At 39.9% G+C, this 25849-nt stretch carries 26 protein-coding genes and 1 tRNA gene; 8 read left to right on the top strand and 19 right to left on the bottom strand.

Annotated elements, in window-relative coordinates; all coding sequences use genetic code 11:
• Positions 1 to 47 precede the first annotated feature (47 nt).
• On the top strand, positions 48 to 254 hold the full coding sequence (locus tag CBW18_RS15210; RefSeq protein WP_088302167.1) for a hypothetical protein: 207 nt from the start codon (positions 48 to 50) through the stop codon (positions 252 to 254).
• Between the two features lie 103 nt (positions 255 to 357).
• On the opposite strand, the gene CBW18_RS15205 is transcribed toward CBW18_RS15210, so the two are convergent.
• The 4 genes from CBW18_RS15205 to pdxH form a co-directional block, all read right to left on the bottom strand.
• Entirely contained in the window at positions 358 to 1866 is a 1509-nt protein-coding gene (locus tag CBW18_RS15205; protein ID WP_088302166.1) for a carbon-nitrogen hydrolase family protein, read from the bottom strand.
• Positions 1867 to 2502: 636 nt separating this feature from the next.
• On the bottom strand, positions 2503 to 3525 hold the full coding sequence (gene ruvB / locus CBW18_RS15200) for a Holliday junction branch migration DNA helicase RuvB (protein ID WP_088302165.1): 1023 nt from the start codon (positions 3523 to 3525) through the stop codon (positions 2503 to 2505).
• Between the two features lie 31 nt (positions 3526 to 3556).
• A complete protein-coding gene (locus CBW18_RS15195; protein ID WP_253249055.1) occupies positions 3557 to 4471 on the bottom strand; it encodes a 3-hydroxyacyl-CoA dehydrogenase family protein in 915 nt (304 codons plus the stop codon).
• A 93-nt stretch (positions 4472 to 4564) separates the two neighbouring features.
• Positions 4565 to 5215 (bottom strand): pyridoxamine 5'-phosphate oxidase, encoded by a 651-nt coding sequence (pdxH, locus tag CBW18_RS15190; protein ID WP_088302182.1) that lies wholly within the window; start codon positions 5213 to 5215, stop codon positions 4565 to 4567.
• A gap of 46 nt (positions 5216 to 5261) precedes the next feature.
• On the opposite strand from pdxH, the gene CBW18_RS15185 reads away from it, so the two are divergent.
• On the top strand, positions 5262 to 5825 hold the full coding sequence (locus CBW18_RS15185) for a YqgE/AlgH family protein (protein ID WP_088302181.1): 564 nt from the start codon (positions 5262 to 5264) through the stop codon (positions 5823 to 5825).
• Here the strand turns inward: CBW18_RS15185 and CBW18_RS15180 are convergent.
• The 3 genes from CBW18_RS15180 to CBW18_RS15170 form a co-directional block, all read right to left on the bottom strand.
• Positions 5822 to 6955, bottom strand: a complete 1134-nt coding sequence (locus CBW18_RS15180) for an acyltransferase (RefSeq protein ID WP_088302164.1) — start codon at positions 6953 to 6955, stop codon at positions 5822 to 5824. The two genes, CBW18_RS15185 and CBW18_RS15180, sit on opposite strands and share 4 nt — an antisense overlap.
• A 17-nt stretch (positions 6956 to 6972) precedes the next feature.
• A complete protein-coding gene (gene purE, locus CBW18_RS15175) occupies positions 6973 to 7455 on the bottom strand; it encodes a 5-(carboxyamino)imidazole ribonucleotide mutase (RefSeq protein WP_088302163.1) in 483 nt (160 codons plus the stop codon).
• A 76-nt stretch (positions 7456 to 7531) separates the two neighbouring features.
• On the bottom strand, positions 7532 to 8671 hold the full coding sequence (locus tag CBW18_RS15170; protein ID WP_088302162.1) for a 5-(carboxyamino)imidazole ribonucleotide synthase: 1140 nt from the start codon (positions 8669 to 8671) through the stop codon (positions 7532 to 7534).
• 15 nt (positions 8672 to 8686) lie between these two features.
• Between CBW18_RS15170 and CBW18_RS15165 the strand changes: the two genes are divergently transcribed.
• Positions 8687 to 9916, top strand: a complete 1230-nt coding sequence (locus CBW18_RS15165; protein WP_253249054.1) for an NAD(P)/FAD-dependent oxidoreductase — start codon at positions 8687 to 8689, stop codon at positions 9914 to 9916.
• Between the two features lie 15 nt (positions 9917 to 9931).
• On the opposite strand, the gene CBW18_RS15160 is transcribed toward CBW18_RS15165, so the two are convergent.
• Positions 9932 to 10627 (bottom strand): hypothetical protein, encoded by a 696-nt coding sequence (locus tag CBW18_RS15160; protein WP_172406544.1) that lies wholly within the window; start codon positions 10625 to 10627, stop codon positions 9932 to 9934.
• A 419-nt stretch (positions 10628 to 11046) separates the two neighbouring features.
• Between CBW18_RS15160 and CBW18_RS15155 the strand changes: the two genes are divergently transcribed.
• Both CBW18_RS15155 and CBW18_RS15150 read left to right on the top strand, forming a co-directional pair.
• Entirely contained in the window at positions 11047 to 11730 is a 684-nt protein-coding gene (locus CBW18_RS15155) for a Crp/Fnr family transcriptional regulator (RefSeq protein ID WP_088302160.1), read from the top strand.
• The gene (locus tag CBW18_RS15150) at positions 11731 to 12306 is read left to right on the top strand and encodes a molybdenum cofactor guanylyltransferase (RefSeq protein ID WP_088302159.1); all 576 of its coding nucleotides are present in this window, start codon (positions 11731 to 11733) and stop codon (positions 12304 to 12306) included.
• On the opposite strand, the gene CBW18_RS15145 is transcribed toward CBW18_RS15150, so the two are convergent.
• From CBW18_RS15145 to nirD, 5 genes are all read right to left on the bottom strand, one after another.
• A complete protein-coding gene (locus CBW18_RS15145; RefSeq protein ID WP_088302158.1) occupies positions 12291 to 13781 on the bottom strand; it encodes a rubredoxin in 1491 nt (496 codons plus the stop codon). The genes CBW18_RS15150 and CBW18_RS15145 overlap by 16 nt on opposite strands.
• A 4-nt stretch (positions 13782 to 13785) precedes the next feature.
• A complete protein-coding gene (locus CBW18_RS15140) occupies positions 13786 to 14289 on the bottom strand; it encodes a nitrate reductase associated protein (protein ID WP_088302157.1) in 504 nt (167 codons plus the stop codon).
• Between the two features lie 10 nt (positions 14290 to 14299).
• Positions 14300 to 17845, bottom strand: coding sequence for a nitrate reductase (locus tag CBW18_RS15135; protein WP_216359248.1), 3546 nt, complete (start codon positions 17843 to 17845; stop codon positions 14300 to 14302).
• A 24-nt stretch (positions 17846 to 17869) separates the two neighbouring features.
• Positions 17870 to 19165: an MFS transporter gene (locus tag CBW18_RS15130; RefSeq protein WP_253249053.1), complete on the bottom strand. Its 1296-nt coding sequence runs from the start codon at positions 19163 to 19165 to the stop codon at positions 17870 to 17872.
• A 215-nt stretch (positions 19166 to 19380) separates the two neighbouring features.
• Entirely contained in the window at positions 19381 to 19728 is a 348-nt protein-coding gene (nirD, locus tag CBW18_RS15125) for a nitrite reductase small subunit NirD (protein ID WP_088302155.1), read from the bottom strand.
• A gap of 531 nt (positions 19729 to 20259) precedes the next feature.
• Between nirD and CBW18_RS15120 the strand changes: the two genes are divergently transcribed.
• On the top strand, positions 20260 to 20487 hold the full coding sequence (locus tag CBW18_RS15120) for a hypothetical protein (RefSeq protein WP_088302154.1): 228 nt from the start codon (positions 20260 to 20262) through the stop codon (positions 20485 to 20487).
• A 288-nt stretch (positions 20488 to 20775) separates the two neighbouring features.
• Complete coding sequence (locus CBW18_RS15115; protein WP_088302153.1) at positions 20776 to 21210, top strand: DUF983 domain-containing protein; 435 nt, start codon at positions 20776 to 20778, stop codon at positions 21208 to 21210.
• Between the two features lie 120 nt (positions 21211 to 21330).
• Here CBW18_RS15115 and infC read toward each other — a convergent pair whose 3' ends face one another.
• The 5 genes from infC to CBW18_RS15090 all read right to left on the bottom strand — a co-directional run bounded on the left by infC (position 21331) and on the right by CBW18_RS15090 (position 25001).
• Positions 21331 to 21900: a translation initiation factor IF-3 gene (gene infC / locus CBW18_RS15110; protein ID WP_088302152.1), complete on the bottom strand. Its 570-nt coding sequence runs from the start codon at positions 21898 to 21900 to the stop codon at positions 21331 to 21333.
• A 186-nt stretch (positions 21901 to 22086) separates the two neighbouring features.
• Positions 22087 to 23064, bottom strand: coding sequence for an MlaD family protein (locus tag CBW18_RS15105; protein WP_088302151.1), 978 nt, complete (start codon positions 23062 to 23064; stop codon positions 22087 to 22089).
• Between the two features lie 2 nt (positions 23065 to 23066).
• Positions 23067 to 23840: an ABC transporter ATP-binding protein gene (locus tag CBW18_RS15100; protein WP_088302150.1), complete on the bottom strand. Its 774-nt coding sequence runs from the start codon at positions 23838 to 23840 to the stop codon at positions 23067 to 23069.
• Between the two features lie 7 nt (positions 23841 to 23847).
• Positions 23848 to 24648 (bottom strand): ABC transporter permease, encoded by an 801-nt coding sequence (locus CBW18_RS15095; RefSeq protein WP_088302149.1) that lies wholly within the window; start codon positions 24646 to 24648, stop codon positions 23848 to 23850.
• Complete coding sequence (locus CBW18_RS15090) at positions 24645 to 25001, bottom strand: hypothetical protein (RefSeq protein ID WP_088302148.1); 357 nt, start codon at positions 24999 to 25001, stop codon at positions 24645 to 24647. Before CBW18_RS15090 ends, CBW18_RS15095 begins: the two co-directional genes overlap by 4 nt.
• A 347-nt stretch (positions 25002 to 25348) precedes the next feature.
• Between CBW18_RS15090 and CBW18_RS21440 the strand changes: the two genes are divergently transcribed.
• Positions 25349 to 25528 carry a hypothetical protein gene (locus CBW18_RS21440; RefSeq protein WP_029288744.1) on the top strand — a complete coding sequence of 60 codons (180 nt, stop codon included), beginning with the start codon at positions 25349 to 25351 and terminating at the stop codon, positions 25526 to 25528.
• Between the two features lie 123 nt (positions 25529 to 25651).
• Here CBW18_RS21440 and CBW18_RS15080 read toward each other — a convergent pair.
• Positions 25652 to 25723, bottom strand: a tRNA-Cys gene (locus CBW18_RS15080).
• Between the last annotated feature and the right edge of the window lie 126 nt (positions 25724 to 25849).

The following is a 25849-nucleotide window of genomic DNA, read 5'->3' as shown; positions in this document are numbered from 1 at the left end:
AATGAATCAGAAATGAAGATTTAAGGGGTTTACTCAATAAACTAAATATGGAAAATATAGATCCACAACATACGGAATCAGGAGAAGCTCCTAAACCGATTGAGAAAGATTATGAAAATCATAAAGAAGATCCCGGACCAGCAAAGCCAGCTGTGACGGAAAAAGATGAGAATGGCGCAGGTTCTGTTTTAAAATGGATCCTACCGATTGCTGTAATTATCGGATTGATCGTATGGTTTGCTTTAAGAAAATAAGTAGCTTTAGATTAAATTGAATGCCGGTTGTTGATGCAACCGGCATTTTTTATGATGTTTTTTTAGGTTCAGATTAAAGCAGAACGTGAACCTGCAAAAAAAATTATTTTAATAATTTGGTTTGGTATAAGTCTGTTCTTCTGTCTTTAAGGACTTTAACCGTTCCATAATGGTGTAACTCATCCAGTAAATGTAAGTCCACGTCAACTACCAGTACCATTTCTGTATTGGGTGTAGCTTCAGCCTTTACTGCATTGGTTGGAAAAGCAAAATCAGATGGTGTAAAAACAGCTGATTGCGCAAATTGTATATCCATGTTATTTACTTTCGGTAAATTCCCTACACAACCTGCAATGGCTACATAACATTCGTTCTCTATGGCCCTGGCCTGTGCGCAATGCCTTACCCTGGTATAACCATTTTGTGTGTCGGTTAAAAATGGTACAAAGAGGATTTGCATCCCCTGATCCGCATAAATTCTGCTCAGTTCAGGAAACTCCACATCATAGCAAATCAAAATTCCGATTTTACCACAATCAGTATCAAAAACCTGTACTTTATCTCCGCCGATCATTCCATAATATTTCTGCTCATTTGGGGTGATGTGTATTTTCCGATACTCATCTATTTTACCTGTACGGTGGCATAAATAGGTGGCGTTGTATAGTTTGCCATTTTCCAGTAAAGGCATACTACCTGTAATAATGTTGACATTATAACTTAAGGCATATTCATGCATTCTGTCAACAATTTCCTGTGTTTTTTCGGCCAGCTTACGCATGGCTTCAATTTCCGGAAGGTGGTTATAAGGTTGAAGGAGCGGGGTATTAAACAATTCGGGGAACATGATGAAATCAGCTTTATATCCGCTCAAGGCATCCACAAAAAACTCTACCTGCTCATAAAATACGTCCATATCCGGAAACAAACGCATTTCCCACTGAACCAAACCAAGCCTGATCGTCATGGCCGAACGGGCAGAGGCATCTACCCCCTGATAATAGATGTTGTTCCATTCAATTAAGGTGGCAAACTCCTTTGATTCTTTATCCCCGGGCAGGTAATTCTTTAAAACCTTTCTCACGTGGAAATCATTGGAAATCTGAAACGTTAAGGTTGGATCATAAATTTCTTTCGCCTTTACTTTATCAATGTATTGCCTTGGTGTCAACGTCTGGGCATAGGTATGGTATCCGGGGATTCTTCCGCCGGCAATGATACTTTTTAAATTTAAACTCTCGCAAAGTTCCTTTCTGGCTTCGTATAGTCTTCTTCCAAGTCTTAATCCGCGAAAATCAGGATGAACAAAAATTTCGATACCATAAAGCGTATCACCATTTGGATCATGTGTTGTAAAAGAATAATCACCTGTAATAAGTTTGTATGTATGCCGGTCGCCATATTCATCATACTCTACAATAATGGAAAGTGAACAGGCTACCACCTTATTATCAACGGCGATACAGATTTGTCCTTCAGGAAAGATATTCAGGAGTTTGGCGATACTGGTTTTTGGCCATATAGACCCGCCCATACTATCATAGGCCTGCAACATGGATTCTTTTAAGTCGGCGTAATCTTCTAGCGTTAGCTTACGTAATTCAATATTCATAATTTGCTGGTTTTACCCTAACTGAACGGATGGAAGCACTAAATGTTTGGTTAAACAATAATTATAATATTAAAACAGATTCAAAAATGTAGCTCATATCCTTTTCAGGATATTTTACTGATGGTTAATTGATTTGCGAGACCTTTTGAGTGACAGTATTTTCATATTCTCCCGCAGATTTTCGAAGATAAACGCAGATCTTAAGTGATGTTTGGGCATTAACAATTTCAATCAGCGAGAATCCCTATTAATCAGCGGGAACCATCACCATTTATATTCTCCCGCAGATTTTTGAAGATAAACGAAGACATTAAATGATATTTGGGTATTAAAAATTTCAATCAGCGAGAATCCCTATTAATCGGCGGGAACCATCCACATTTATATTCTCCCGCAGATTTTGAAGATAAACGCAGACATTAAATGATATTTGGGTATTAAAAATTTCAATCAGCGAGAATCCCTATTAATCAGCGGGAACCATCACCATTTATATTCTCCCGCAGATTTTTGAAGATAAACGCAGATCTTAAATAATACCTTCAATCAGGGATAAATAATCCTTACTGATCAGCGGGAAATTATTCTGCATAGCATCATTATTATTAACATGCAGCTATAGTGTATATGATGAGGTTAGAATAATTTCCCGGTTTGTGCCGGATAATTCTTTTTCAAGTGTTTGTAGGCAGCTTCTGTTACTTCTCTTCCACGTGAAGTACGCATGATAAATCCCTCCTGGATCAGGAAAGGTTCATAAACTTCCTCAATGGTACCTTCATCTTCTCCAACAGCCGTGGCAATGGTTTTTAAACCCACCGGGCCGCCCTTAAATTTATCGATAATAGTAGTCAGTATTTTATTATCCATTTCATCCAAGCCATGTTCATCCACATTTAGTGCATTTAAGGCATAGTTGGCAATTTCAGGATCGATGCTGCCTGTACCTTTAATTTGTGCGAAATCACGGGTTCGGCGCAACAGGGCATTGGCAATACGCGGCGTACCCCGGCTTCGGCGAGCAATTTCAAAAGCACCTTCATCACTGATGGGGGTATTTAAAATATCTGACGAACGAAGAACAATGGTGGTTAGTAATTTGGCATCATAGTAAGCCAAACGGCAGTTGATTCCAAATCTTGCCCGAAGCGGTGCAGTAAGCAAACCAGATCGGGTGGTGGCACCAACTAATGTAAAAGGATTAAGCGAGATCTGAACAGAACGGGCATTTGGGCCGGTTTCCAGCATGATGTCAATCTTAAAATCTTCCATCGCAGAATATAGGTATTCTTCTACCAAAGGTGATAAGCGATGGATTTCATCAATAAAAAGGATATCGCCTTCATCCAGGCCGGTTAAAAGTCCGGCTAAATCTCCCGGTTTATCCAATACCGGGCCTGAGGTAACCTTAATTCCGGCGCCCATTTCATTGGCAATAATATAAGAAAGTGTGGTTTTACCCAAACCCGGCGGGCCGTGCAGCAATACGTGATCGAGTGCTTCACCACGTAGTTTGGCTGCCTGAACGAAAATGCGCAGATTTTCCATCACCTTTTCCTGGCCCGTAAAATCTTCAAATGCCTGTGGCCTCAGTACCCTTTCAATGTCACGATCTGCAGGTGAAAGCTGGCTTGGATCCGGATCAAGATTTTCGTTCATATTGCAAATATAAAATAAAATACTAAAAAAATTAGGATTTAATGAATTTGTCAGCAACAACTAAATCTTTTGAACCGGCATGATATTTATAAAATCCCTCACCTGATTTTACACCTTTTTTGCCAGCAGCAACCATATTAATGAGTAACGGGCATGGTGCATATTTAGGATTTCCAAATCCCTCATGTAGTACTTTCAGGATGGCCAGACAAACATCAAGCCCGATAAAATCAGCCAGTTGAAGCGGGCCCATGGGATGAGCCATACCCATTTTCATAACGGTATCAATTTCATAAACGCCAGCAACTCCTTCATATAAAGTATAGATGGCTTCATTAATCATGGGCATTAAAATCCGGTTAGCCACAAAACCGGGGTAATCGTTTACTTCAACAGGAACTTTTTCAAGCTTTTCGGAAAGCGACATGATGGTTTCGGTGGTTTCATCACTGGTTTGATAACCCCTGATTACCTCTACCAGTTTCATCACCGGAACCGGATTCATAAAATGCATTCCAATAACCTGTGCTCCGCGATGTGTAACCGACGCGATTTGTGTAATGGAAATGGATGAAGTGTTGGATGCTAAAATGGCACCGGCAGGCGCATAAAGATCAAGATCCTTGAATATTTTTAATTTCAGATCCACATTTTCAGTTGCCGCTTCCACAATTAAATCTGCATGAGCCACGCCTTCACTGATGGATGTAAAGGTTTTGATGTTTTGGAGGGCACTTGTTTTCTGTGCAGGAATTAATAATCCTTTACTCACTTGTCTGTCCAGATTTTTATCAATGGTTCTTATGGCCTGTTCAAGTGCAGATGCATTGATATCGATCAGGCTAACCTGGTAATCAAACTGTGCAAACAAATGTGCAATACCATTTCCCATCGTTCCAGACCCGATTACTGAGATGTTTTTAATCGTTTTGGCTGTTTTGTTCATATATACACTTCCTTTGAAATTATAGCTTATGATTTGAATTAAAGATAGAGATCTTGCCGGATGGGAGATCTCCATTGTATTTTAGATAGATTATTATGGTGCCAATCGGTTTCTAACCCATTCATTTTTAATCCATTCAAAATTCACGCGGTCGTGCAGGCGACTTCTTCTGCCTTGCCAGAATTCGATGCGAGTAGGTTTAACGATATAACCACCCCAATGTGCTGGTTTTACAATGGCTTTATCTTCACTTTTGGCTTTTAAATCCTCAAATTTTTCCTCTAAAAAAGATCTGTCTGGAATCACCTGGCTTTGGGGTGATGCAATGGCGCCAATCTGGCTTGCTACCGGACGGGTATTAAAATAAGCTTCTGAAGTTTCCTTATCCAGCTTTTCTACCGTTCCTTCCACTCTTACTTGTCTTTCCAGCTCTGGCCAGAAGAATACCAGTGCGGCATAAGGATTTCTTTTTAATTCTTTACCTTTTGCACTTAAGTAATTGGTGTAAAAGCGAAATCCATCATCATCCACTCCCTTTAATAGCACAATACGGGCATCTGGTCTTCCTGATTTATCAGCAGTAGCCAGGGTCATCACATTCGGCTCATAAATTTGCGCTTCAACTGCATGGTCAAACCATTTTTTAAATTGTGTAATAGGATTTTTATCTACGTCAGACTCATCTAACGTGGCGCTTTTATATTCTTGGCGCAGGTTTTGTAGATATTCATTAGTAACTTGCATAAAACAAAAATAGGCATCTTTTATGGTGCTACAAATGATTATCATCATGCTTAACAATATAAAACCAAAAACAGGTCGTTTATTGATCTCTGAACCCTTTATGTCTGATCCTAATTTTAAGCGGTCTGTGGTATTATTGTCTGAGCATGGCAACGACGGTTCTGTGGGTTATATTTTAAATCAGGTGGCGAATGTTATTTTGAAAGATGTGATGCAGGATCTATGGGAAGCTCAAAATCATATTTATTTCGGCGGACCTGTTGCTGCTGATACCCTGCATTTTATCCATAGGGCTTATGATAAACTACAAAGCGGGGAGCCCATTGGCAATGGCTTGTATTGGGGCGGTAATTTTGAAACGCTTAAAGTTTTAATCAATACCAATGCCATCGATGAGCATGAGGTTAAGTTTTTTATGGGTTATTCTGGTTGGGATAACGGGCAGCTGGACAGAGAATTGCAACAAAATGCCTGGATGGTAAGCGAAGTATCTGATCTCAATCTTATTTTTGGTAATGATGATGAAAAACTCTGGCGGGATGTAATTGTAAATCTCGGACCCAAATATGCACATGTAAGCAATTTTCCGATTGATCCGAGTTTAAATTAGGCTCTAAATTTTTTCAGGAATTTCTTCTGCAACCAGTTTCGAACGGGTTCATCGTAATATTTCAAACTTAAATAGGCAATACCAATACTTCCTGCAAATAATAATAAGCCCATTGGAAGTCCTCTTTCCACTGGAATTTTATGGTCAATCACCCAGGCCGTGTAAACGTAAATAAGTGGATAATGGGTGATGTAAAGCGGGTAGGAGATATCGCCCAGAAATTTACATATTTTCTGGCTGGTTTTTCCAGCGATATGGCTTCCGGCACCAATAGAAACAATCAGTGGGAAAATAAAAATAATTACAACTGATTCATATAATCCATTCATCCAAAGCTTTTCTTGTCCACCCAACCTCGGAAAGGATAATACCGTAAGCAATAAAACGGCACAGATCCAAAATCCACCTTTTATATGAATGAGTTTCCCAAACCTGCATAACAGCACACCTGCAAAAAAAGGAAATAATAACCGGGTAAAACCTATGGTAAGTTGTTCAGTATTCACAGACCAGCCGCCAATTACATCGCCCTGCTTCCCCAATACGGTGTGGTAAATTAATAAACAGGCAGCCAATAAAACCAGAATGGATAATGCGGTTTTAGAAAATTTTCTTACCAGTAGGGCATATAAAATATTACCAATGTATTCGAAAAATAAGGACCATGCCGGACCATTTAATGGATGCATTTCCTGCCAGCCCCTGATATCCATAGAAGGTAATACGGGGATTACAGTAAAACCAACTAACATAGTTAATATCAGCTGCCAGACAGGCGTTTGCGCAATGGGTGGGAATGTTGCTCCTGCGCCCTGATAAAATAAAACGGCACCAATAATCGTCCCGATGATGACCATGGGCTGTAACCTGATCAGTCTCCGTTTAATGAACGCCCATTTTGTTAATTTTTCCCAACGGTCATCATAAGCATAAGCAATTACAAAACCAGATAACAGGAAGAAAAAATCAACGGCCAGATAACCATGGTTTAACAGCTGTTCGAAACGGTTGCCCATCGCAAATGCTTCCATAATATGAAACATCACCACAAAAAAAGCGGCTACACCACGTAAACCATCCAGAATCTGATAATGGTTTTTAGCATTGAGTACTTCAGTTTGAGCGTTCATGAAATGGAAATAGGGGATTACATGCTTTCAGCGCTTTCTTCCACTTTTCTTTTCAACTCATCTTTGTAGGCCTGCATTTTTAAGGTTAAAGATTCATCTGCCGTAGCTAAAATCTGAACAGACAGTAAGCCGGCATTCTTCGCGGCATTAAGTGCAACTGTGGCTACCGGAATGCCATTAGGCATTTGCAGGATAGATAAAATACTGTCCCAGCCATCAATGGAGTTGGAAGATTTTACCGGAACGCCAATTACAGGCAATGTGGTAATAGAAGCCACCATTCCGGGTAAATGAGCTGCACCGCCAGCTCCGGCGATGATTACTTTTAAACCTCTGGCATGGGCATCCTTCGCATAATGAAACATGCGTTCAGGTGTTCTATGCGCAGATACTATGGTGATTTCATAATCAATCCCAAATTCCTTTAACACATCAGCGGCATCCTGCATAACAGGTAAGTCTGATTTGCTGCCCATGATTATTCCTACTTTTGCACTCATGATATTTATTTTATCGCTTATTGTCCTTAATCCTTAGTCTTTGCTCTTTAATCTTTGTTCCTTGCTCTTTATTTATTTAAGCAATTACTTTAAGAGTCTTTTGTACATATCTTGCTTTTTCAATGGCCTTATCCCTGTCGATGTCAACAATGGTTACGTGTCCCATCTTACGAAAAGCTTTGGTATATTTTTTTCCATAGAGGTGAACAAAAACACCGTCAATAGCCATTATTTTTTCCAAGTTTTCGTATTTGGCAACGCCTTCTGAACCTTTTTCGCCCAACAGGTTAATCATTACGGCATTGGTAATGCTGGTGGTATCGCCCAAAGGCAAATTATAGATAGACCTTAAGTGCTGCTCAAACTGAGAAACATAATTGCCCTCTATGGTATGGTGACCGCTATTGTGTGGTCGCGGGGCAACCTCGTTTACCAGGATTTCTCCATCGCTGGAAACGAACATTTCTACCGCTAAAATTCCGGTAATGTTCATGGCTGATGCGATGTTTTTAGCAATGTTTTCGGCTTTCTGCTGTAGACTTTCAGCATAAGTAGAAGGGGAGATCAGAAACTCAACCAGGTTCGCTTCAGGATTAAATTCCATCTCTACCATTGGAAAGGTTTTCATGTCGCCTTTTGCATTTCTGGCTACAATAACTGCAACTTCCTTTTCAAAATCGACCAGTTTTTCAATAATGCAGGGGGCATCAAAGGCATTTTTCAAATCATCTGCACTGTTTATTCTCATTACGCCTTTACCATCATACCCGTCTTTGCGCAATTTTAAAATATATGGAAAAGGAATCTGGCTGTTTTCAAGATCTTCTCTGGTATTCACAATCTGAAAAGGAGAGGTTGGAATATCATTTTCCTTAAAAAACTGTTTTTGTACACCTTTATCCTGAATCAAACGGATTACCCTCGATTGGGGAAACACTTGCTTGCCTTCTTTTTCCAGTTGTTCTAAAGCTTCAATATTAACTTTTTCTATTTCGATAGTGATGATGTCAGCCTTTTTTCCAAAATTGTAAACGGTGTCAAAATCTGTAATGGAACCATTTTCAAAATAGTTTGCCAGGTGCTTGCAGGGCGCATCCGGATCCGGATCCAAAACCAAACTGGTTACATTATAGTTAATCGCCTGCTGAATCAGCATCCTGCCGAGTTGTCCACCACCTAAAATACCTAATTTTAATTCGCTGATCTGTTTTGCCATGAAGGGTTGAAAATTATGCTAATTTTGTACAAAAGTAACAATTTAGGTTTAATGATGGATGCAGATGCGATTATTATTGGTGCAGGTGCCTGTGGATTAATGTGCGCAGTACAGGCAGGCTATCTCGGTAAAAAGGTCATCGTACTGGAAAAGAATGAAAAACCCGGTGCTAAAATTTTAATCTCCGGTGGCGGGCGCTGTAATTATACCAATCTGTTTGCTTCAGATGAGCAGTTTATTTCTGCAAATACTCATTTTATCAAATCTGCCTTTAATCAATGGACAGTTGATGATACTATTGGTTTTTTCGAGACTTATGGTATTCAGGGAAAAGAAAAAACGCTGGGGCAATTGTTTCCTGATGATAAAAACGCCAAGGATGTGGTGGATGTGTTTACCTCGGTCTGTGCCGATTTTGGACAGGAAATCAGAACCAAAGCTGATGTGAAGGAAATTGAAGTTTTGCCAGATGAATTTAAAGTAACCTACGAGAAACACGGAAAAATAATCTCACTGCGTGCGGAAAAATTAGTGATTGCCACCGGAGGCTTACCAATTCCGAAAATGGGTGCCACTGATTTTGCCTTGCGTTTTGCGAGGAAACATCAGTTAAACATTGTAGAAACTGCCCCGGCTTTGGTTCCTTTAACCATCACAGGAAAAGATGAGGAATGGTTTTCACAGCTTTCCGGCAATTCGGTTTTTTGCGAAGTGAGTAATGAAGCGATATCTTTTGAAGAAAATATTCTTTTTACACACTGGGGATTGAGCGGTCCGGCGGTTTTGCAGATTTCTTCCTTCTGGCGCAAAGGTGAGGTGGTGAATTTAAATCTTCTTCCCGCAGAAAATATCCTTCAATTGTTAGATGAGGCGCGTAAACTCAATGGCCGAACTTTAGTTTCTACTTTGCTGAACCGTTTTTACACCAAAAAGCTGACGGATGCCTTAGGGAAGTTTTTGCCACTAAATAAACCTGTTGCTGCCTTAACCAAAATGGAAATGGAGCTAATAGATCAAACAATACATCGTTTTAAAGTAAAGCCGGCAGGAGATAAAGGTTATGATAAGGCAGAAGTAATGCGTGGGGGAATTGATACGAATGAGATATCTTCTAAAACGCTGGAATGTAAAAAAATTCCAAATCTCTTTTTTGGTGGTGAATGTTTAGATGTGACAGGCTGGCTTGGGGGATATAATTTTCAATGGGCTTGGGCCAGTGGCTTTGTCATAGCACAGCAGATTTAATTTATAAAGCTTATTTCATAAATAAACATTGGGCATGATTTCCCATGCCCATGGCTTTTTAAAAGTTTTGAATGTTCTCAGCTGACTGAAAAATAGTACCTCACTGGTTTTTTGATTGGCGATGTCGCGCTGATGCAGATTGCCTATGGTAGTAAAGAGCTGGCGGCTATTGAAATCGTAAATCCGCTCTGTCATATCTCCAGTATTCTGGTTAAAATAAAGGTTAATTGCACTGGTAAGAAACCAATCCTTTTGCTGGAATTTAAAAGTGTAACCCAATTCCCATCGCCACTCACTACCCCCTCTGAATCTTAAAAATAGCTGCTGATCTTTAATCTCTACCTGTTGTAGTGGATCTCCAAGTTTTCCGCCTTCTTCAGATCTTAGGATAAAATCGTTATTCTGGGTTGATAAATGATAATTACCCGTTGTTTTATCTTTAAAATAAATGGCTAAAATACGTGGTTTCTGTGTTTCTTTAATAATTTCGGAATTGTTATCGCCATAGGTTCGTGTTTCCTCAATGGTTTGGTTTGATTCAAAAACCAATGCCAGATCTGCTGCCTGGTCGTTATTTAAATCGCCCTGAGCTGTTTCAATAACCGTCCAGTTTTTCAGTTGAAGTTGTTCAACAGCAGAACCTTGCAGTTTTACTTTAGGAAACACAAATGATTTTTGAGCGGAGGCGATCTGAGAAAATAAAATTGTCAAAATAAGGGGCAAGAATTTCATTCGGTATCATAAAGTGGATGTATGTATAAAAACGTTGATTAAAGGGTTTAATTACATTTTGTATGTATCAAATCTGTAGTAAGCCTTAGCTGATAGAGATATAATTTAAGCGATCTGATTTGTTAGGCTAAAACATTATCTATGTAGAATACAGTCATTTCGCGATGAAGGTACTTCCCTGTTTTATTTCTATTCTTTAGGACTTGTATCAAGTAAAATGGAATTTAGTTTTATTCAACAAGCTAAAGGAGGTTGAATTTGAAGAATGAGTTTTTTGAAAATAGGAGTCACATCGTTCTTTTCTTTTTAAGGAAAGATACCCACAGGACTTCTGCTACATCATATTTTATAATTAAAATCAATGATGATTGATTACTTTTACCCTATACGTTGAAATTATGAAGAAGGATAGTGCTTGCGACCTTAATACCTGTATGATGTGCCAGCTGGCATTACCTGAATGGCAACCTGCCATTGCGCACCACAGAAAAAACTTTATTGCCAAAAGAGGCGAATCGATTTTTAGTGAGGGTGAACCAGTTAAAGGGGTATATTTTGTTACCTCCGGTAATGTGAAAATCCATAAAAAGTGGGGTGATAAAGAACTGATTTTGCGTTTCGCAAACCGTGGTGCCATTTTTGGGCACCGGGGCATTACCTCAAAAATAGATGCTTACCCCATTTCTGCCACGGCTTTAGAAACTACGCATTTTTGTGTTGTGGATATTGAATTTTTTAAAACCACGCTGAAGGTTAATCATGAATTTTCTTACCAGATGCTGATGTTTTATGCAGATGAGTTACATGCTTCAGAGAAAAAAATGAGAAACCTGGCTTTAATGTCAGTTAAAGGACGCTTGGCTGTGGCCTTGCTGGAGCTGAAAGCACAATTTGGTTTAGACCAGGATGGCTATCTCTCATTGGAGCTAAGCCGGCAGGATCTGGCAGCCTTTACAGGTGCCACTTACGAAACGGTATTCCGCACCATGAATGAATTACTGGCAGAACAGCTGATTAAAGTAAACGGGAAAGCCCTGGGCATTATGAACGAAGCCGGATTAATTGAACTTGCTTCGAAATAAATGTTAGGCATCGTTTGCTGCGGGGGAAAAAGCACCAGGATGGGAACCGATAAGGGGCTGATTCCTATGGGGAATGGCAACTGGGCTACACATGCTTTCCAGAAGCTGAAAGGCCTGGGTATTCCAGTGGCAATATCGGTTAATGAAAGTCAGCGCGAAAATTACCTTCCATTCTTTAAAGAAGAGCAATTCATTTTTGATGATCCATCATTGGATATAGCCGGCCCGGTGCTGGCACTTTTATCGTCACATGCGAAACACCCGTTGGCTGACCTATTGGTGCTGGCCTGCGATTTACCCCTAATGGAAACCAGCCTGTTAACACAATTACTGGGCGCAGAAAATAAATTACCCGCTAAGGAAGCTTTTGTTTTTAGCCATGCCGGAAACCCGGAGCCACTTTGTGCCATTTATAAAGCCGGAAGTTTAGCCAAAGTTATGCTTGAACTAAAGGGGGGCAGGTTAACCAGGCACAGCATGAAACATGTTCTAAGTTTGCTGAAGGTTTGCGAACTCATCATCCCTGAAGGTAAAACAGGGGCTTTTAAAAATTTCAATACTTATGATGGAGTATAAGCAAGGGCGGAATGGCTGATTTTGATAAACTCATCTTTCGTACCTTCACATACCGGGCAACAATAGCTTTCTCCAAGTTGCTGAAAGGCCGTATGTGGCGGGATGTTTGATTCCATTTCGCCAATGGCTTCGTTGTAAATGGTAAAACACCGGCTGCATTGATAAAGGTTTTCTTCTTGCAATAAAGGAGTATTTACTTTAGCTGTGGGCGAAACAGCTTTTTTATACTGGCTGGTTTCCTTTCTGAAAGTATAAAACTTCATAATAACCCTTCTCAACTGCTCGGGCAGCATGGCTTTCAGGTTGCCACTGCTAAAAATTTCTTCTGTACGTTCATTCGGATTAAAATCTTTTGCCCTGAGGATGTCGTAAACGGGGAATAGTTTGATGCCCATAAAATGGACGAGGTAACGTTTGCGAATTAGAATGCTGCTGAATATTTCACTTTTTTTCCTGGTTTTAATACCAACGCAAATCCCGAAAGTACGGATATCATCTATGCTGAGGTATTTCACCAGGTAGTTTTTTAGCTGCAGGCCTTCCATACAGTTATCTTCTACCTGAAAATTCAGTTCATTGGCTGCATGGCGCATGTTGATGTTAAATTCTTCCAGCAAATTGTTCCAGCGGATTTTATCTTGTTCAGCAATACCTTTGATAACGATGCTTTTCCATGAGGTGCAGCAAATTTGTCCCACTTTCGTATCTGTACATAACAGGCAGAGTTTTTTTAAGAAAGCCACTTTAAACAATTCATCCCGCCGGTAAATGCCAAGCCAGTATTTGTTATTGTAGCGGTTAAGACCTTCATAATAGGGCAGGTTAAATGGTACAGTGGAGACCGGTTGTGTGGCTTTTTTTAAGATGTAATCATCGGTTTGCATCAGGCTGAAAAGTTCCGCTCCGCTGGCTTGTATATTATCGATAAAATCTGCAGGCTGTGAAGTAATCAGGGCTTCAATTTGCCTGGTTAATCTGGAAATGCTGTTGGTGTAACATAGCTGATCCCACTCATAAACTACATTGGTTTTAGGGAAGCGGATAATGAGGTGCCAGTAATGTTCGGCCGCTGCAGAAGCGATCCAGTTGATATTGCCGGTGAGCATGGGCGTGAAACTCTGGCTATGATCGCAGATGTTTACCTTTAAGCTGGGTTTAAAATCTATAGCAGCCAGCACATCCTGGTAAACCCCTTCGGTAAGCCAGGAGTTCCGGATAAAAATTTCTTCACCAGGGTAGGAGCTTACGATATTGGGATATTGGCTCTGGTCAATTTCATAATCAATGGCGAGGCGGCTGAGTTCACCAGTAAATGTTGCTGCGTTATAGCTGATGGTATCCAGGTAGAGCTGTTGCCTTAGTCCAAACCTTACATATTGGATTTTTGCCCTTGTGGCCGCCACGAGGATGTTATACAGGTTTCCGGGTGAAATAATCCCGCCGGGAAAATTAATAATAACGGTGAGTGGCTGCATACTGTTAGTTTAATAATCCAAATTCTACAGCAGCCTTAGGGAAGTTTTTATTTTCATGGCCGGGTCTGCAGAGTTTTAGTAAGGCAAACCGCTGGATATCAGTTAGTTTTTTCCATTGTTCCAGTGAAAGGTTCAGTTCAATTTCTGCTGATTTTTCCAGTAACATTTCCGGAATCTGCTGCACATTGGCCCAGGCGGGTGCAGGGTCTATTGCCAGCTTTGTAGCTGTATTGTCCGTGTATTTGGTAATCAGGGCAATCAGGTATTGATGGTAGCGTTCGGTCACTTCGGCGTTATCAATAGACATTAAAGCCAGTTTTACCCGTTCAGTTGCGTTAAATTTACTCCATTCGCTTAACTTTAACTTAATCCCGCAGGCATCCATTTTAAAACGGACAACCATAGGGATGCAACGGATGTTATCTTCCATAAAATCTTCTTCAAAACGGAAATATTCGATGCCCTTTATGTTAATGAATTCTGAAGGACTGGTGGTTTTTCTGCTCATTTTACTTTGATTAATCTTGTTCAACAGGAATTAATGGTTTGGCTTCCTTTGGGATATTGATGAAAGCATCAAGGATGTTTTTGACCTCTGGCCTGCAGCTGCCACAACCCATACCTGCACCGGTTAGCTGGCAGAGCTGCAAATGATCTTTGCATCCTTCTTTTATTTTATTGATTAAATTACCTTCACCCACATTATTGCAGCTGCAAATGGTTTTACCAATAAGCGGCTCAGCCATTTTTCCGCTTCGCAGCAACTGAAGCCTTTTTTCACTTAGCTCCATTTTGGTTTCAATTAAATTCCTGAATTCGAGGAACTCACTTTTATCGCCAATGAGGATGGCACCTACCAGTTTATCCTGGTGTACAATGCACTTTTTATAATAGCGTTTCGCCTTGTCTACAAAAATAATTTCTTCATAACCCTTTCCATTATTCGGAATTTCTGCCAGCCCAAGTGAGCAAAGCGCCAGACTGTGCATCTTCAGGATGTTCATCAGTAAACTTCCGGTGTAATACTTGCCGATGTCGCCACAGAGAAACCTGGCCACTACTTCGGCTTGCTGTTCGGCAGCGGCAGTGATGCCATAAAGCTGATCTTCAAATTCTGCAATTTCGCCAATGGCGAAGACGTCTTTTGCATTCGTTCTTAAATATTCATCCACCACCACGCCCCGTTTACAATCAATACCGGCTTGTTTGATCAGTTCTATATTCGGAACGGTACCAATGGCAATAACCAGCGACTGGCAGGCAATCATACGTCCGCTTTTTAATCGAATGCCTGCTATTTCCTTTTCTCCTAAAAAGCGGTCTACCTCATCATTATAAATGATATCAATGCCTTTGCTCAAAATTTCTTCGTGAAGCAGCTGGCTGCCCATCATATCCAGCTGGCGGCCCATTAAGCGCGAAATTCTTTGTATAATGGTTACCTGCGCACCTGTTTCCTTAAGAGAGGTCGCCAGTTCAATACCCAGTAAACCTCCGCCCACAATAACAACCTCCTTATTGGTGTTCGCCAGGTGTGCTTTAAACTGATCGGCATCTGTTCTGCTCCTCATGGTAAATATCCCTCTCATGTGGGGCATATCTTTCAGTACGAAAGGTCTGCTGCCCGTGGCCAGTATTAAAATGTCATATTGGTGAATAATGCCCCGGCTATCGGTAACGGTTTTTGCTGCGGTTGAAAGGTGGCGGATTTCTATACCGCGGTGTAGTTTAATGTGGTAATGATTTTCTTCATCATCACTCATTTTGATGAGGTTATGCCAGGGCAAAGTGCCTGTAATGTAATCGGGGAGGAGTACCCTGTTGTAAAATGGAAAGTCTTCCTTGCTGAAAATTTCAATATCATCATCCATATTTAAGGTCCGGTAGCTTTTTACAAAACCACAGGCACCCGCACCAGCGCCCACTACGATGATTTTTTGTCTGGGCTTCTGATACAATTTGACTTCAACGGCGCTGTATTTAAAATCAGGTTCCTTACTGATGGGATCAACCAGGTTATTGGTGAGGTTATTGACCCGGTGATGGTCATAATGGTTGATGATGCCCCAGTGCATGGGCATGAACACCACGCCTGGTTTAATGTCCTCATTGTATTTGGCTTTCACCCGTACCTCGCCGCGTAAGCTGGTCACTACTACCAGATCCTGGTCTTTAATTTTTCGCTTAGCGGCATCTGCCGGATGAATTTCTAAAAAAGTTTCACCAAGGTGCTGGTTCAGCTTCGTTACTTTACCGGTTTTGCTCCGGGTGTGCCATTGATCCCTAATTCTTCCCGTAGTGAGGATCAGCGGATGTTCAGGGCTTAAAGGTTCAGACTGGTTTTTATCTGAAAAGGAAAGAATGTTTGCCCGTTCATCAGGCGTATGAAATTTATAGTCGGTGAATAGCCTGGAGGTGCCCGAAGTATTGTTTTTTGGATATGGCCATTGAACGGCCCTCTGCTTTTGAAGGATCTCATAATCCAATCCACTGATATCAATGCTGGTTCCGGCGGTAAGTGCCGCATGTTCAAGGTAAATGGCTGAAGGGTTTTGGAAATCAAAGCCGGCATAACCCATTTTTTTTGCGAAGCGGCAAATGATTTCAGCATCAGGCAAAGCTTCTCCAGGTGCATCAACCATTTGATTTAAATGAGAAATGTAACGGCCTGCATTGGTCATGGTACCTTCTTTTTCCGCCCAGGCGGCGGCAGGCAGAACCACATCAGCATACTTTAACGTTTCAATTTTATTACTGATGTCCTGAACCACTACAAAGCGGGCATTTTTAAGTCCGGCTTCAGCCATTTTCACATCAGGCAAACTAATCAGTGGATTGGTACATAAAATCCAGATGGCTTTGAGTTTGCCCGTATTTAGTTCATCAAACATTTCCGTAGCCGTAAGCCCCGGTTTTGGATTAATACTGCCTAACGGAATATTCCAGAAAGTTTCCACTTCATTCCGGTCTTTTTCGTCAGCCAGGTTGCGGTGTGCCGGCAGCAAATTACTGAGTCCGCCAACTTCCCTGCCACCCATAGCATTGGGCTGCCCGGTTAGTGAAAACGGACCGCTGCCGGGTTTTCCGATGTGTCCGGTAATGAGGTTAAGGTTAATGAGCGAAAGGTTTTTATGGGTACCCACCACGCTTTGGTTCAGGCCCATCGTCCACATGGTGAGGAAGCCTTTGGCATGGCCAATAAGCGAAGCAGCCGTCCGAATATCGCTTTCTGTGATTCCGCAAATTATAGCTGCATCGGCGATGGACGTACGCAATACATTTTCACGATAGGCGGCAAAGCCATTGGTGTGCTGCCGGATAAAATCAGGATTGGTTTTGCCATCAGTAATTAAGCAATTTGCCAGTGCATGATGTAACGTAATGTCGGTTCCTGGGTTTATTTGTAAATATACATCAGCCAGTGCACAGGTTTGAGTCTTTCTTGGGTCGCTGACAATGATTTTAAGCTTTGGGTTTTTCGCTTTAGCAGCTTCTACCCTCCGCCATAAAATGGGATGGCACCAGGCGGGGTTAGCTCCGGCTACGAAAATGCAATCTGCCAGTTCAATATCATCATAACTGATCGGCACACTGTCTTCTCCCAAACTCATTTTATAACCAACAACCGCACTGCTCATACATAAGCGGCTGTTGGTATCGATATTATTGCTACCGATAAAACCTTTAATCAGTTTATTGACCACATAATATTCTTCCGTTAAACATTGTCCGCTGGCATAAAATGCCACACTGTCCGGACCATGTTTTTCTATTAAAGCCTTAAAAACAGCCGCGGTTCGTTCAAGTGCAGTGTCCCAGCTTACCCGCTGTAAAGGCATGTTTTTATTGTAGCGCATCTGCGGATAAAGCAAGCGGTCGCTTTTATCATTAACCGTATAATGCAGATTCATCCCTTTACTACATAACATGCCGCGGTTAACCGGATGTGTTTCATCACCCGCAACTGTGAGGTTATCCTGAGCATCTTTATGTACAACAATACCACAGCCCACGCCGCAGTAGCAGCAGGTAGTGGTATTTGATATATGTTTTCCTGGTTCCAAAGGATGGTTGAGATGGTAAATGAATTATTTTGAAGGATTAAAAACAAGCTCATTGATATTTCGCTGTTTTTGTGCCATAACAGTTCTGAAAATGAATACTGCAATGCCTATGGTCAGAATGATATAACCCAGTAGTGTAAAAGCACTGGTGTAATCAATTAAATCTTTATGTAGGACATGATCTCCGGTCAGGTTTTTAGACAAATGATTGGCTTTTGCTTTAAACATAAAGGCAATGAGCATGGCACCAATGTTTCCTCCGGCACCTACAATGCCGGCTACGCTTCCCACGGCTTTAGGATTAATAAAAGGAACCAGGCTATAGGTGGCTCCATTAGCCATTTTTAAACTCAGGCCGAAAACAAACATCATTAAAATAGCCATGCCGATATTTCCGGATTTTGCAAACCAGATTAAGCCAATGCCTTCTATCAAAAGTAAGGAAGCCAATAACAGTGTCTTTCCATCAAATCCCCAGGTTTTGCCAATTTTATCAGCAAGGATGCCACCCACAGGTCTGGCGAATATATTTATCCAGCCAAAAATACCTGCCACCATTCCGGCGACTGCTATGGTGGCACCGAATGAATCGGTAAAAAAAATGGGCGCAAAATTATCAACTGTAATTTCTACACCGAAGCAGGCCGCATAGGCAATGGTTAAAATCCAGGTACGGTAATCTTTGGCGGCAAGCAAAAAAGTGTTTTCCTTATTTTTCTTGCCCATATCAAGGTTTTTAAAGTCCCCCGCCGGACTGTCTTCGGTATATCTATGATAAAGGAATGCACACAAGAGCAGCATGATGCCCGGAAAAATCATGGCATAGCGCCAGCTGTCAGCCGAGGTACAAAGCCCGATGGCACTAAGCCCTGATGCAATAAGTGGCATGAAGAAGTTGGCCGCACCTCCGCCGGCATTTCCAAAACCACCTGCCGTAGCATTGGCCGTTCCTTTAATGTTTGGCGCAAACATAATAGAGGTGTGAAATTGTGTAATGACAAATGAGGCGCCAATTACGCCGATGGCCAGACGGAAAATAAGAAAAGACAGATAAGACTGACTGGTGCCAATGAAGATGACCGGGATGGCACATAACACGAGTAACCAGGTATAAATGCGCTTAGGACCGAATTTATCAATGATCCTGCCGATCATCAGACGGGCAAGTATGGTAGCGGATACCGATGCAATCTGGATATTCCCTACCTGGTCTTTAGTCAGGTTTAATTGTTCTCTGGCCATTTTCATAAGCGGGGCCATCCCGAACCAGGCGAAAAAGCAAAAGAAAAAGGTAAGCCAGGTAATGTGAAAGGTTTTCATCTGAACGCCTTTCAATGAGAATATATTGAGTTTGCTAAGGGGTTGATTAGTTGAGTTCAACATTTTAAGGTTTGTTTGGTTTGCATGATTAAATTATATGCCTTTGCCTGGCCAATGATCCGCGCTCCACGTGATTCCATCCAATGAATAAAGCATCCATTTTATTATAGTCTTGCTGCTATCGCTTCATCTGATATTGATGTTCAATCAGATCATTATTTGGGATTAATGCCAATATAAACCGTTCCGTTTTCAATTTTAACAGGATAGGTTTTAAGGGCGCATTCATCGCCGCTTAAGCATTCACCGGTTTTTAAGGAGAAGTTTTTCTTATGAAATGGACAAGCTACCTTAGGTTCATCGGTAGCAGTACCAATCATTCCGCGACTTAAAGCCATTTGTTTACGGTGCGGACATTCATTTTGTGTGGCGTACCACTCATTTCTTCTGGTAAAGTAAAATAATGCGATTTGATCATCACCATTTTTTACACATACCCCACCATTTTCTACCGCATCCTCCACCCGACAAGCGGCTAACCAATTATTTGACGTTTCTGTCATTTTATTTGGGTTTAAATTTAAAAATTGAACAATTAATATATTTGGTTAGTATATGTCTTGAAAAAAATATAAATCTTCTTTTTTTTTATGATAATTAAATTAATATATAGAATAATTGCTTTTTAATATGATAAATGATAGTCAAATATAGTATTTAAAGTTATTTTAATTAGATTTTGTATATTAATTATCATTTAATTTGTGTTTTATTTAAAATATTTAATATTTAATTGTGTTTTTCGTTTAAAAATTTAAATTATGTAGTTAAATAATTGCTATTTTTTGACTTTTTTATAATTTAAAACTGAATTTATTTGTTTTTTTTGGTTGTTAATTTTGGTTTTGGTTCTTTTTGAATAGTTTTTTATCGTTTTTAGAAGCTATAGGTTGATTTATTGATTTATAATATATATCTGACTTATTTACAATGGGGATATAGCTGAATTTTTTGAATACCGGGCGTTGTAAGAAATTTATCTTTTTTCTAAACAATTATGGACTGAGCATGCTTATTAATGCAAAATATATTAAATGAGCACACAAAGACCAATAGCAAAAGATTTGCAGAAGTTTATAGATCGTTATGAACCTACAAAATTTAAAGTAATGCGTTCAGGCATAGAAATCAGAGGGGTAAGTAATATTCACCAGGCCATCCAAACGGCAAAAGATATTATAGAAAAGCTTAAGTTAAACTTAAATATTGCGCACAGTGCGGATATGGTAAGCTACGGCGGTTTTGAAGTGAATCTTCGCTAATAAAACTTCAGGAAACTGAGTTGAGTAGATTTGCTGCTCAGTTTCCAATAATTATGACTTCATTAGTTCAGAGATAGCGAAAGTGCTATTCCTTTTCGGATAACATATTGTATTTTCCGATTACCTTTTAAAGGGTGATTTTCTAAAATCAATAGTATAGGATAATAATTGCCAGATTTGAGTATTCCTGATTTCCTTTTGGATACTCGTAAATATTATAAAAAACCAACCGTGATCTTTACTGTTCTAAAATGGTATTCAGTTTGAATAATTAATCATTTTATTAATATGGAGCATACTCAGTTGGAAAAACAAAACAGTACAGAATTTCGGGTTTCTGAATGGTCTGCATTCATCCATGCCAAATGCCCGAGGTGCCGCCGGGGTGCTATATTTACCGGTGCAATGTATGGATTTAAGATTCAGAAGATGAAAGAGGTTTGTGATGTTTGTGAGCTGAAGTTTGAGCGGGAACCCGGATATTTCTACGTGTCCATGTTTGTAAGCTATGCCATGAATGTTGCCGAAATTATTTTTTTAGGCGTGGCTGCTTATGTATTGGGCTTAGATATTGTTTACGAAAACTTATGGTATTTTGTAACCATTATTTTTGCAGGTGTATTACTCTTTTCTCCCTTAAATTACAGGTACTCCCGTTTGGTATTATTGTATTGGCTATCTCCCGGACTTCATTATGATCCTTCCCGAATCAAAAAAACATAATTGAAGTAAAAGATAAGTTTTGTCGTTCTTATTAACAACAAAAGGGTATGGAATACGTATAGATCTGATGCCAGGCTATCAGGCATCAGATCGAATAGTATAAGAAAAACCTGTTGATTATTATTTCTTTCCAGCCTTGGGTGCCAGTGTCAGGAACATTCTTTTTCCCTCAAGCTTTGGAAGCAGTTCTACCTTTCCAACATCTTCCAGTCCCTGAGCAAACCTTAATAATAAGATTTCTCCCTGGTCTTTATAAACGATTGATCTTCCTTTGAAATGTACAAATGCCCGGACTTTTTCTCCGCTTTCAAGGAATGATATCGCGTGCTTTAATTTAAATTGAAAATCATGATCATCCGTGTTCGGACCAAACCTGATATCTTTAATGATGGTTTGCTTGGCTTTAGATTTGATTTCTTTCTGTTTCTTCTTTTGTTCATAAAGAAACTTACTGTAATCTACGATGCGACAAACGGGGGGTACTGCATTAGGCGAAATTTCAACAAGATCGAGTCCTTGTTCATCTGCCAGTTTTAATGCTTCGGCAATGGGATAAATTGCCGTTTCTACATTTTCTCCGGTTAATCTGACCTCCGAAGCGGTGATTAGCTGATTAATTTTATGTTCTGCTTCTTTCTTTCTGAAGGGTAAGCGTGGCCCTCTGTTAAATCCTGCTTTTTTTAATGCCAAATTTTTAAAGTTTTAGTGAATAATAAATTTTTGAGAACAGTTAATCTGAGGTTTTCGATAATATACAACATTCGGTACTGTTGTGCAAGTTTTGTTTATGATCATGACTTTGAACTGAATTTCTATAAAATGAAAATGCATCCAATTCCTATGTAAAATTGAATGCATTTCTAACAATTGATTTGTTTACTGCTGCTGTCTTTTAAGCGAATCTTTTGCTCTCTTTTTAAAGAAACCCCGCAACAGGAAGTTGCTTTGCAAAGCTTCCAGATCTTCATCCAGCTTTTTACTGCTCTTCTCCAGGTTGACCATGATTGATCGTACCTGCTGTGCGGTGGCCGCATCATTTAATAATAATCCGGCAGCATTATCCGAAGTTTTAAGCTTACCGGAGGCGGCTTCCAGGTTAGCAGCCATTACGGATGCCGATTGGGTAAGTTTTTGCAGGCTCTGAGTTGATCTTTCCAGCTTTGCAAAAACAGCAGTATCCGTCATCATCTTATTCACCAAACCATCCTTGTTATTTAAGGTCCGACCAAAGGTATTGAGTTCCAAAGCCATTTTTGAGGTTGCCATTGAGGTTTTATTCAGGTTAGCCACCATAGATTTGAAATTATTTGCCAATTCTTCATCCGACAGGAGTGCACCTGCAGCACCTTTTCCATCTACCAGGTTACGGGAAAGCAGTTTAAAATCAGAAGTTACGTCTACCAGGTTTTTATTGTTTACCTGAAGTGTTTTCATGATATCATCAGTAGATAACGAACTGTTTACCTTTAGCATATCGCCATCTTCCACAAATGGAAATTTTGGGTTACCACCGGTAAGTACAACGATTTTATTGCCAATTAATCCATCCGCTCCGATGCTGGCCCCGGCATCTTTATGGATATATTTATGCATGTCTTCTTCAATGCTTAGCGCAACTTTTACTTGTGATGTGCCAAAAAAATCAATTTTCTTGATTGTTCCGATTTTAACACCTGAGAACCATACATTATTTCCCTTTTTTAAACCCTGTATATCATTAAATACTACATTAAGGGTAAAGCTTTTTACAAAGGTTTTTTTCTGGCTGCCGAGGGTGAAAATCGCCACCACAAATATCAGTATGCCTATGGCAATAAAAATGCCGACTGTTATTTTCTTTTTGTTATCGTTCATGGTTATTGTATAAAATTATAATCAAAAAATGGTTGTGCCAGCTGATCGCCTGAATTAAATATCTGCTCAAAACTTCCCTGCCGTTCAAATCGCCTTTCCATTAGCATGGCAACACGATTGCCCACTTCCTTGGCACAGGTTAAATCGTGAGTAATGATTATGGCACTGGTATGGTATCGTTCCTGCACATCATTAATCAGTTTATTAATTTCTTTCGAAGTAATTGGATCTAAACCTGCGGTAGGTTCATCATAAAGCATAATTTCTGGCTTTAAAATTAATGTTCTTGCAATTCCAATCCGTTTCCTTTGTCCACCGGATAATTCTGATGGCATCTGATTAATGGTTTGAGCCAATCCTACAGCATCCAGCATTTCTTCAATCAGGGCATTCACTTCAGATTTTGTGAGGTCTTTCCGGTTTCGCACCAAAGGAAACTCGAGGTTATCCCGAACAGTCATGCTATCATATAAGGCACTGTTTTGAAATGAGAAACCTATCCTTAAACGGAGGTCTAGTAATTCCTGGTAAGAAATTTCATCTACTTTCTGGCCGAGTACATTTACTAATCCACTATCCGGACGAAGCAGGCCGACAATTATTTTAATCAGCACTGATTTACCCGTTCCGCTTTTTCCAAGTACTACGAGGTTTTCGCCTTTATAAAGATCAAGGTTTGCACCTTCTAAAACCTGGTAAGATCCGAATGCCTTATCCAGTTCCTTGATTTCAATTACTTTTTCTGCACTGAAATCGGTCATGTTTTTTGATGTCATATTTCAGTTATGTATTAAAAAGACTAAAAATCTGAACACAAACCACTTCTTCAACAAAAATAAGGAACATCGCCGTTACTACTGCTGAGTTAGCTGCCTTTCCTACACCTTCTGTACCTTTTGACGAATGATAACCCTGATAACAACCTACAATGGCGATGGTAAAACCAAATATTATCGCTTTAATTGTACTCGCAATGATATCCAGGAAAGTGATGTTTTCTAATGCGCTCTGAAAAAATGTGGTGGCACTGGTACCTTCGTTTACCGAAACATTGAGCAGTGCGCCCAGCATGCCGACCATTGCGGTATAAAAGGTAAGAATAGGCATGGTGATGGTTGCGGCCAGTACCCGTGTAGCTACCAAAAACTTAAACGGATTTGTGGCACTTACCTCCATGGCATCAATTTGCTCGCTAACTTTCATCGAGCCCAGTTCTGCACCAATGCTTGAGCCTACTTTCCCGGCTGCGATGAGTCCGGTAAGTAGTGGCGCGAGTGTTCTTAATAAAGCAATTCCCACCAGGGAAGGCAACCATGAGGTGGCACCAAATTCTGATAAAGAAGGTCTTGATTGTTTTGTAAATACCAATCCGGTAATGAAGCCGGTAGTAGAAATCAGTAGTGCCGAGCGATAACCAATTTCATAACACTGCCTCATCAGTTCTTTAAATTCATAGGGTGGAAGAAAAGCTTCCTTGAAAAACCGGCCTATAAATCCAAATACATGGTACAAAGTGATAAAAAAATTGCCAAGCTTGCTCACAGGCTTCGGTGTATCAGCTGGTTTTTCTTGTTCTATGCTCATTGTTGAATTTTTGTTTTGTTGATAGAATCCTGGAGCATTTCTTTTTCTTTCAATAACCTGTGTTTGTAAATCTCAAGCGTATCTGCCGGAGACAAGCTATTGAATAATACCTTATAAGTCGCCATTAAGCTATTGTTCCTTTCCTGAAAATGATATTGATTGATTTTTCCATTAAGGTATTGATTCTTTAGAGCAACCTGTTGATTAATAATGGCTTTTGCTGAATCAACTATGCCTGAACTGGAAAGAGAAATTTGCCGGTCAACTTTTTTCCCGCCAGAACCCTGTTCAGGGTTGGTATTATGGCAGGCAACAACCAAGAGTATAACAGGCAGCATGAATGTTATTTTCATGCTAACAATACATATTAAGCTGTTAATTGTTTGTTTGACTTAACATTTATTTTTTAGTATATATTTAAAGGTGAAGATGGTAATAGAGATGGCAGCAAGAATGGTACATGCTATATTTAAAAATTGAAATATCAGCATGCCAAATGAGACTAAAAATATGGAAATAGCCATACTGATCTGCTGATAATTTTAATAAAAATAAACAAATCAGATAACCTTTCAATTCTGAAATGAAAGTCTTTGATAGATTTTTTTTGTAATCTGATGGGATTTATTAGTTTTGTGAGCCCCAAAAGAGGGTTAAAACAATTTACAGGTGGATTTATTCATCTTAATTATTCATAAATATGGAAAAATTCAAACAGGTACAAGAAGTTATCGCTTCAGTAGAAGCTGATATTGCTAAATTCTATGATGGTGGAAATGCAGCAGCCGGAACTCGTGTTCGTAAAGCAATGCAAGACTTAAAAGTATTGGCTCAGGAAATCAGAGCTGAAGTTACAGAGAAAAAAAACAGTGCTAAATAAGCATTTGTGAATTTTTTTAAAGCCCTTGGTATTTCAGCTGAGGGCTTTTCTGTTGAATAGTACTATACTAAACAATCAATACAGATTAAAAGAAGCTGTATAGCGTTCTTACCGGTGCTATAGACGTCATGGGCGGATTCGAACCGCCGTAAAAGGTTTTGCAGACCTGTACCTCAACCACTCGGCCACATGACTATTTTTAATTCAATCATTGATTTAATAATTGAATCAGGTACAAATATATAAAAATATATTTCGTCAGGCTCAATGTGACAATGACAAAAAATCCCGCTGATTTAAGAAGATCATCGCAGAAACAAA

Origin of the sequence: Pedobacter sp. AJM (genome assembly GCF_002197755.1) — a bacterium.
Lineage (GTDB): Bacteria > Bacteroidota > Bacteroidia > Sphingobacteriales > Sphingobacteriaceae > Pedobacter.
This window is presented reverse-complemented; position numbering and strand designations above follow the sequence as displayed.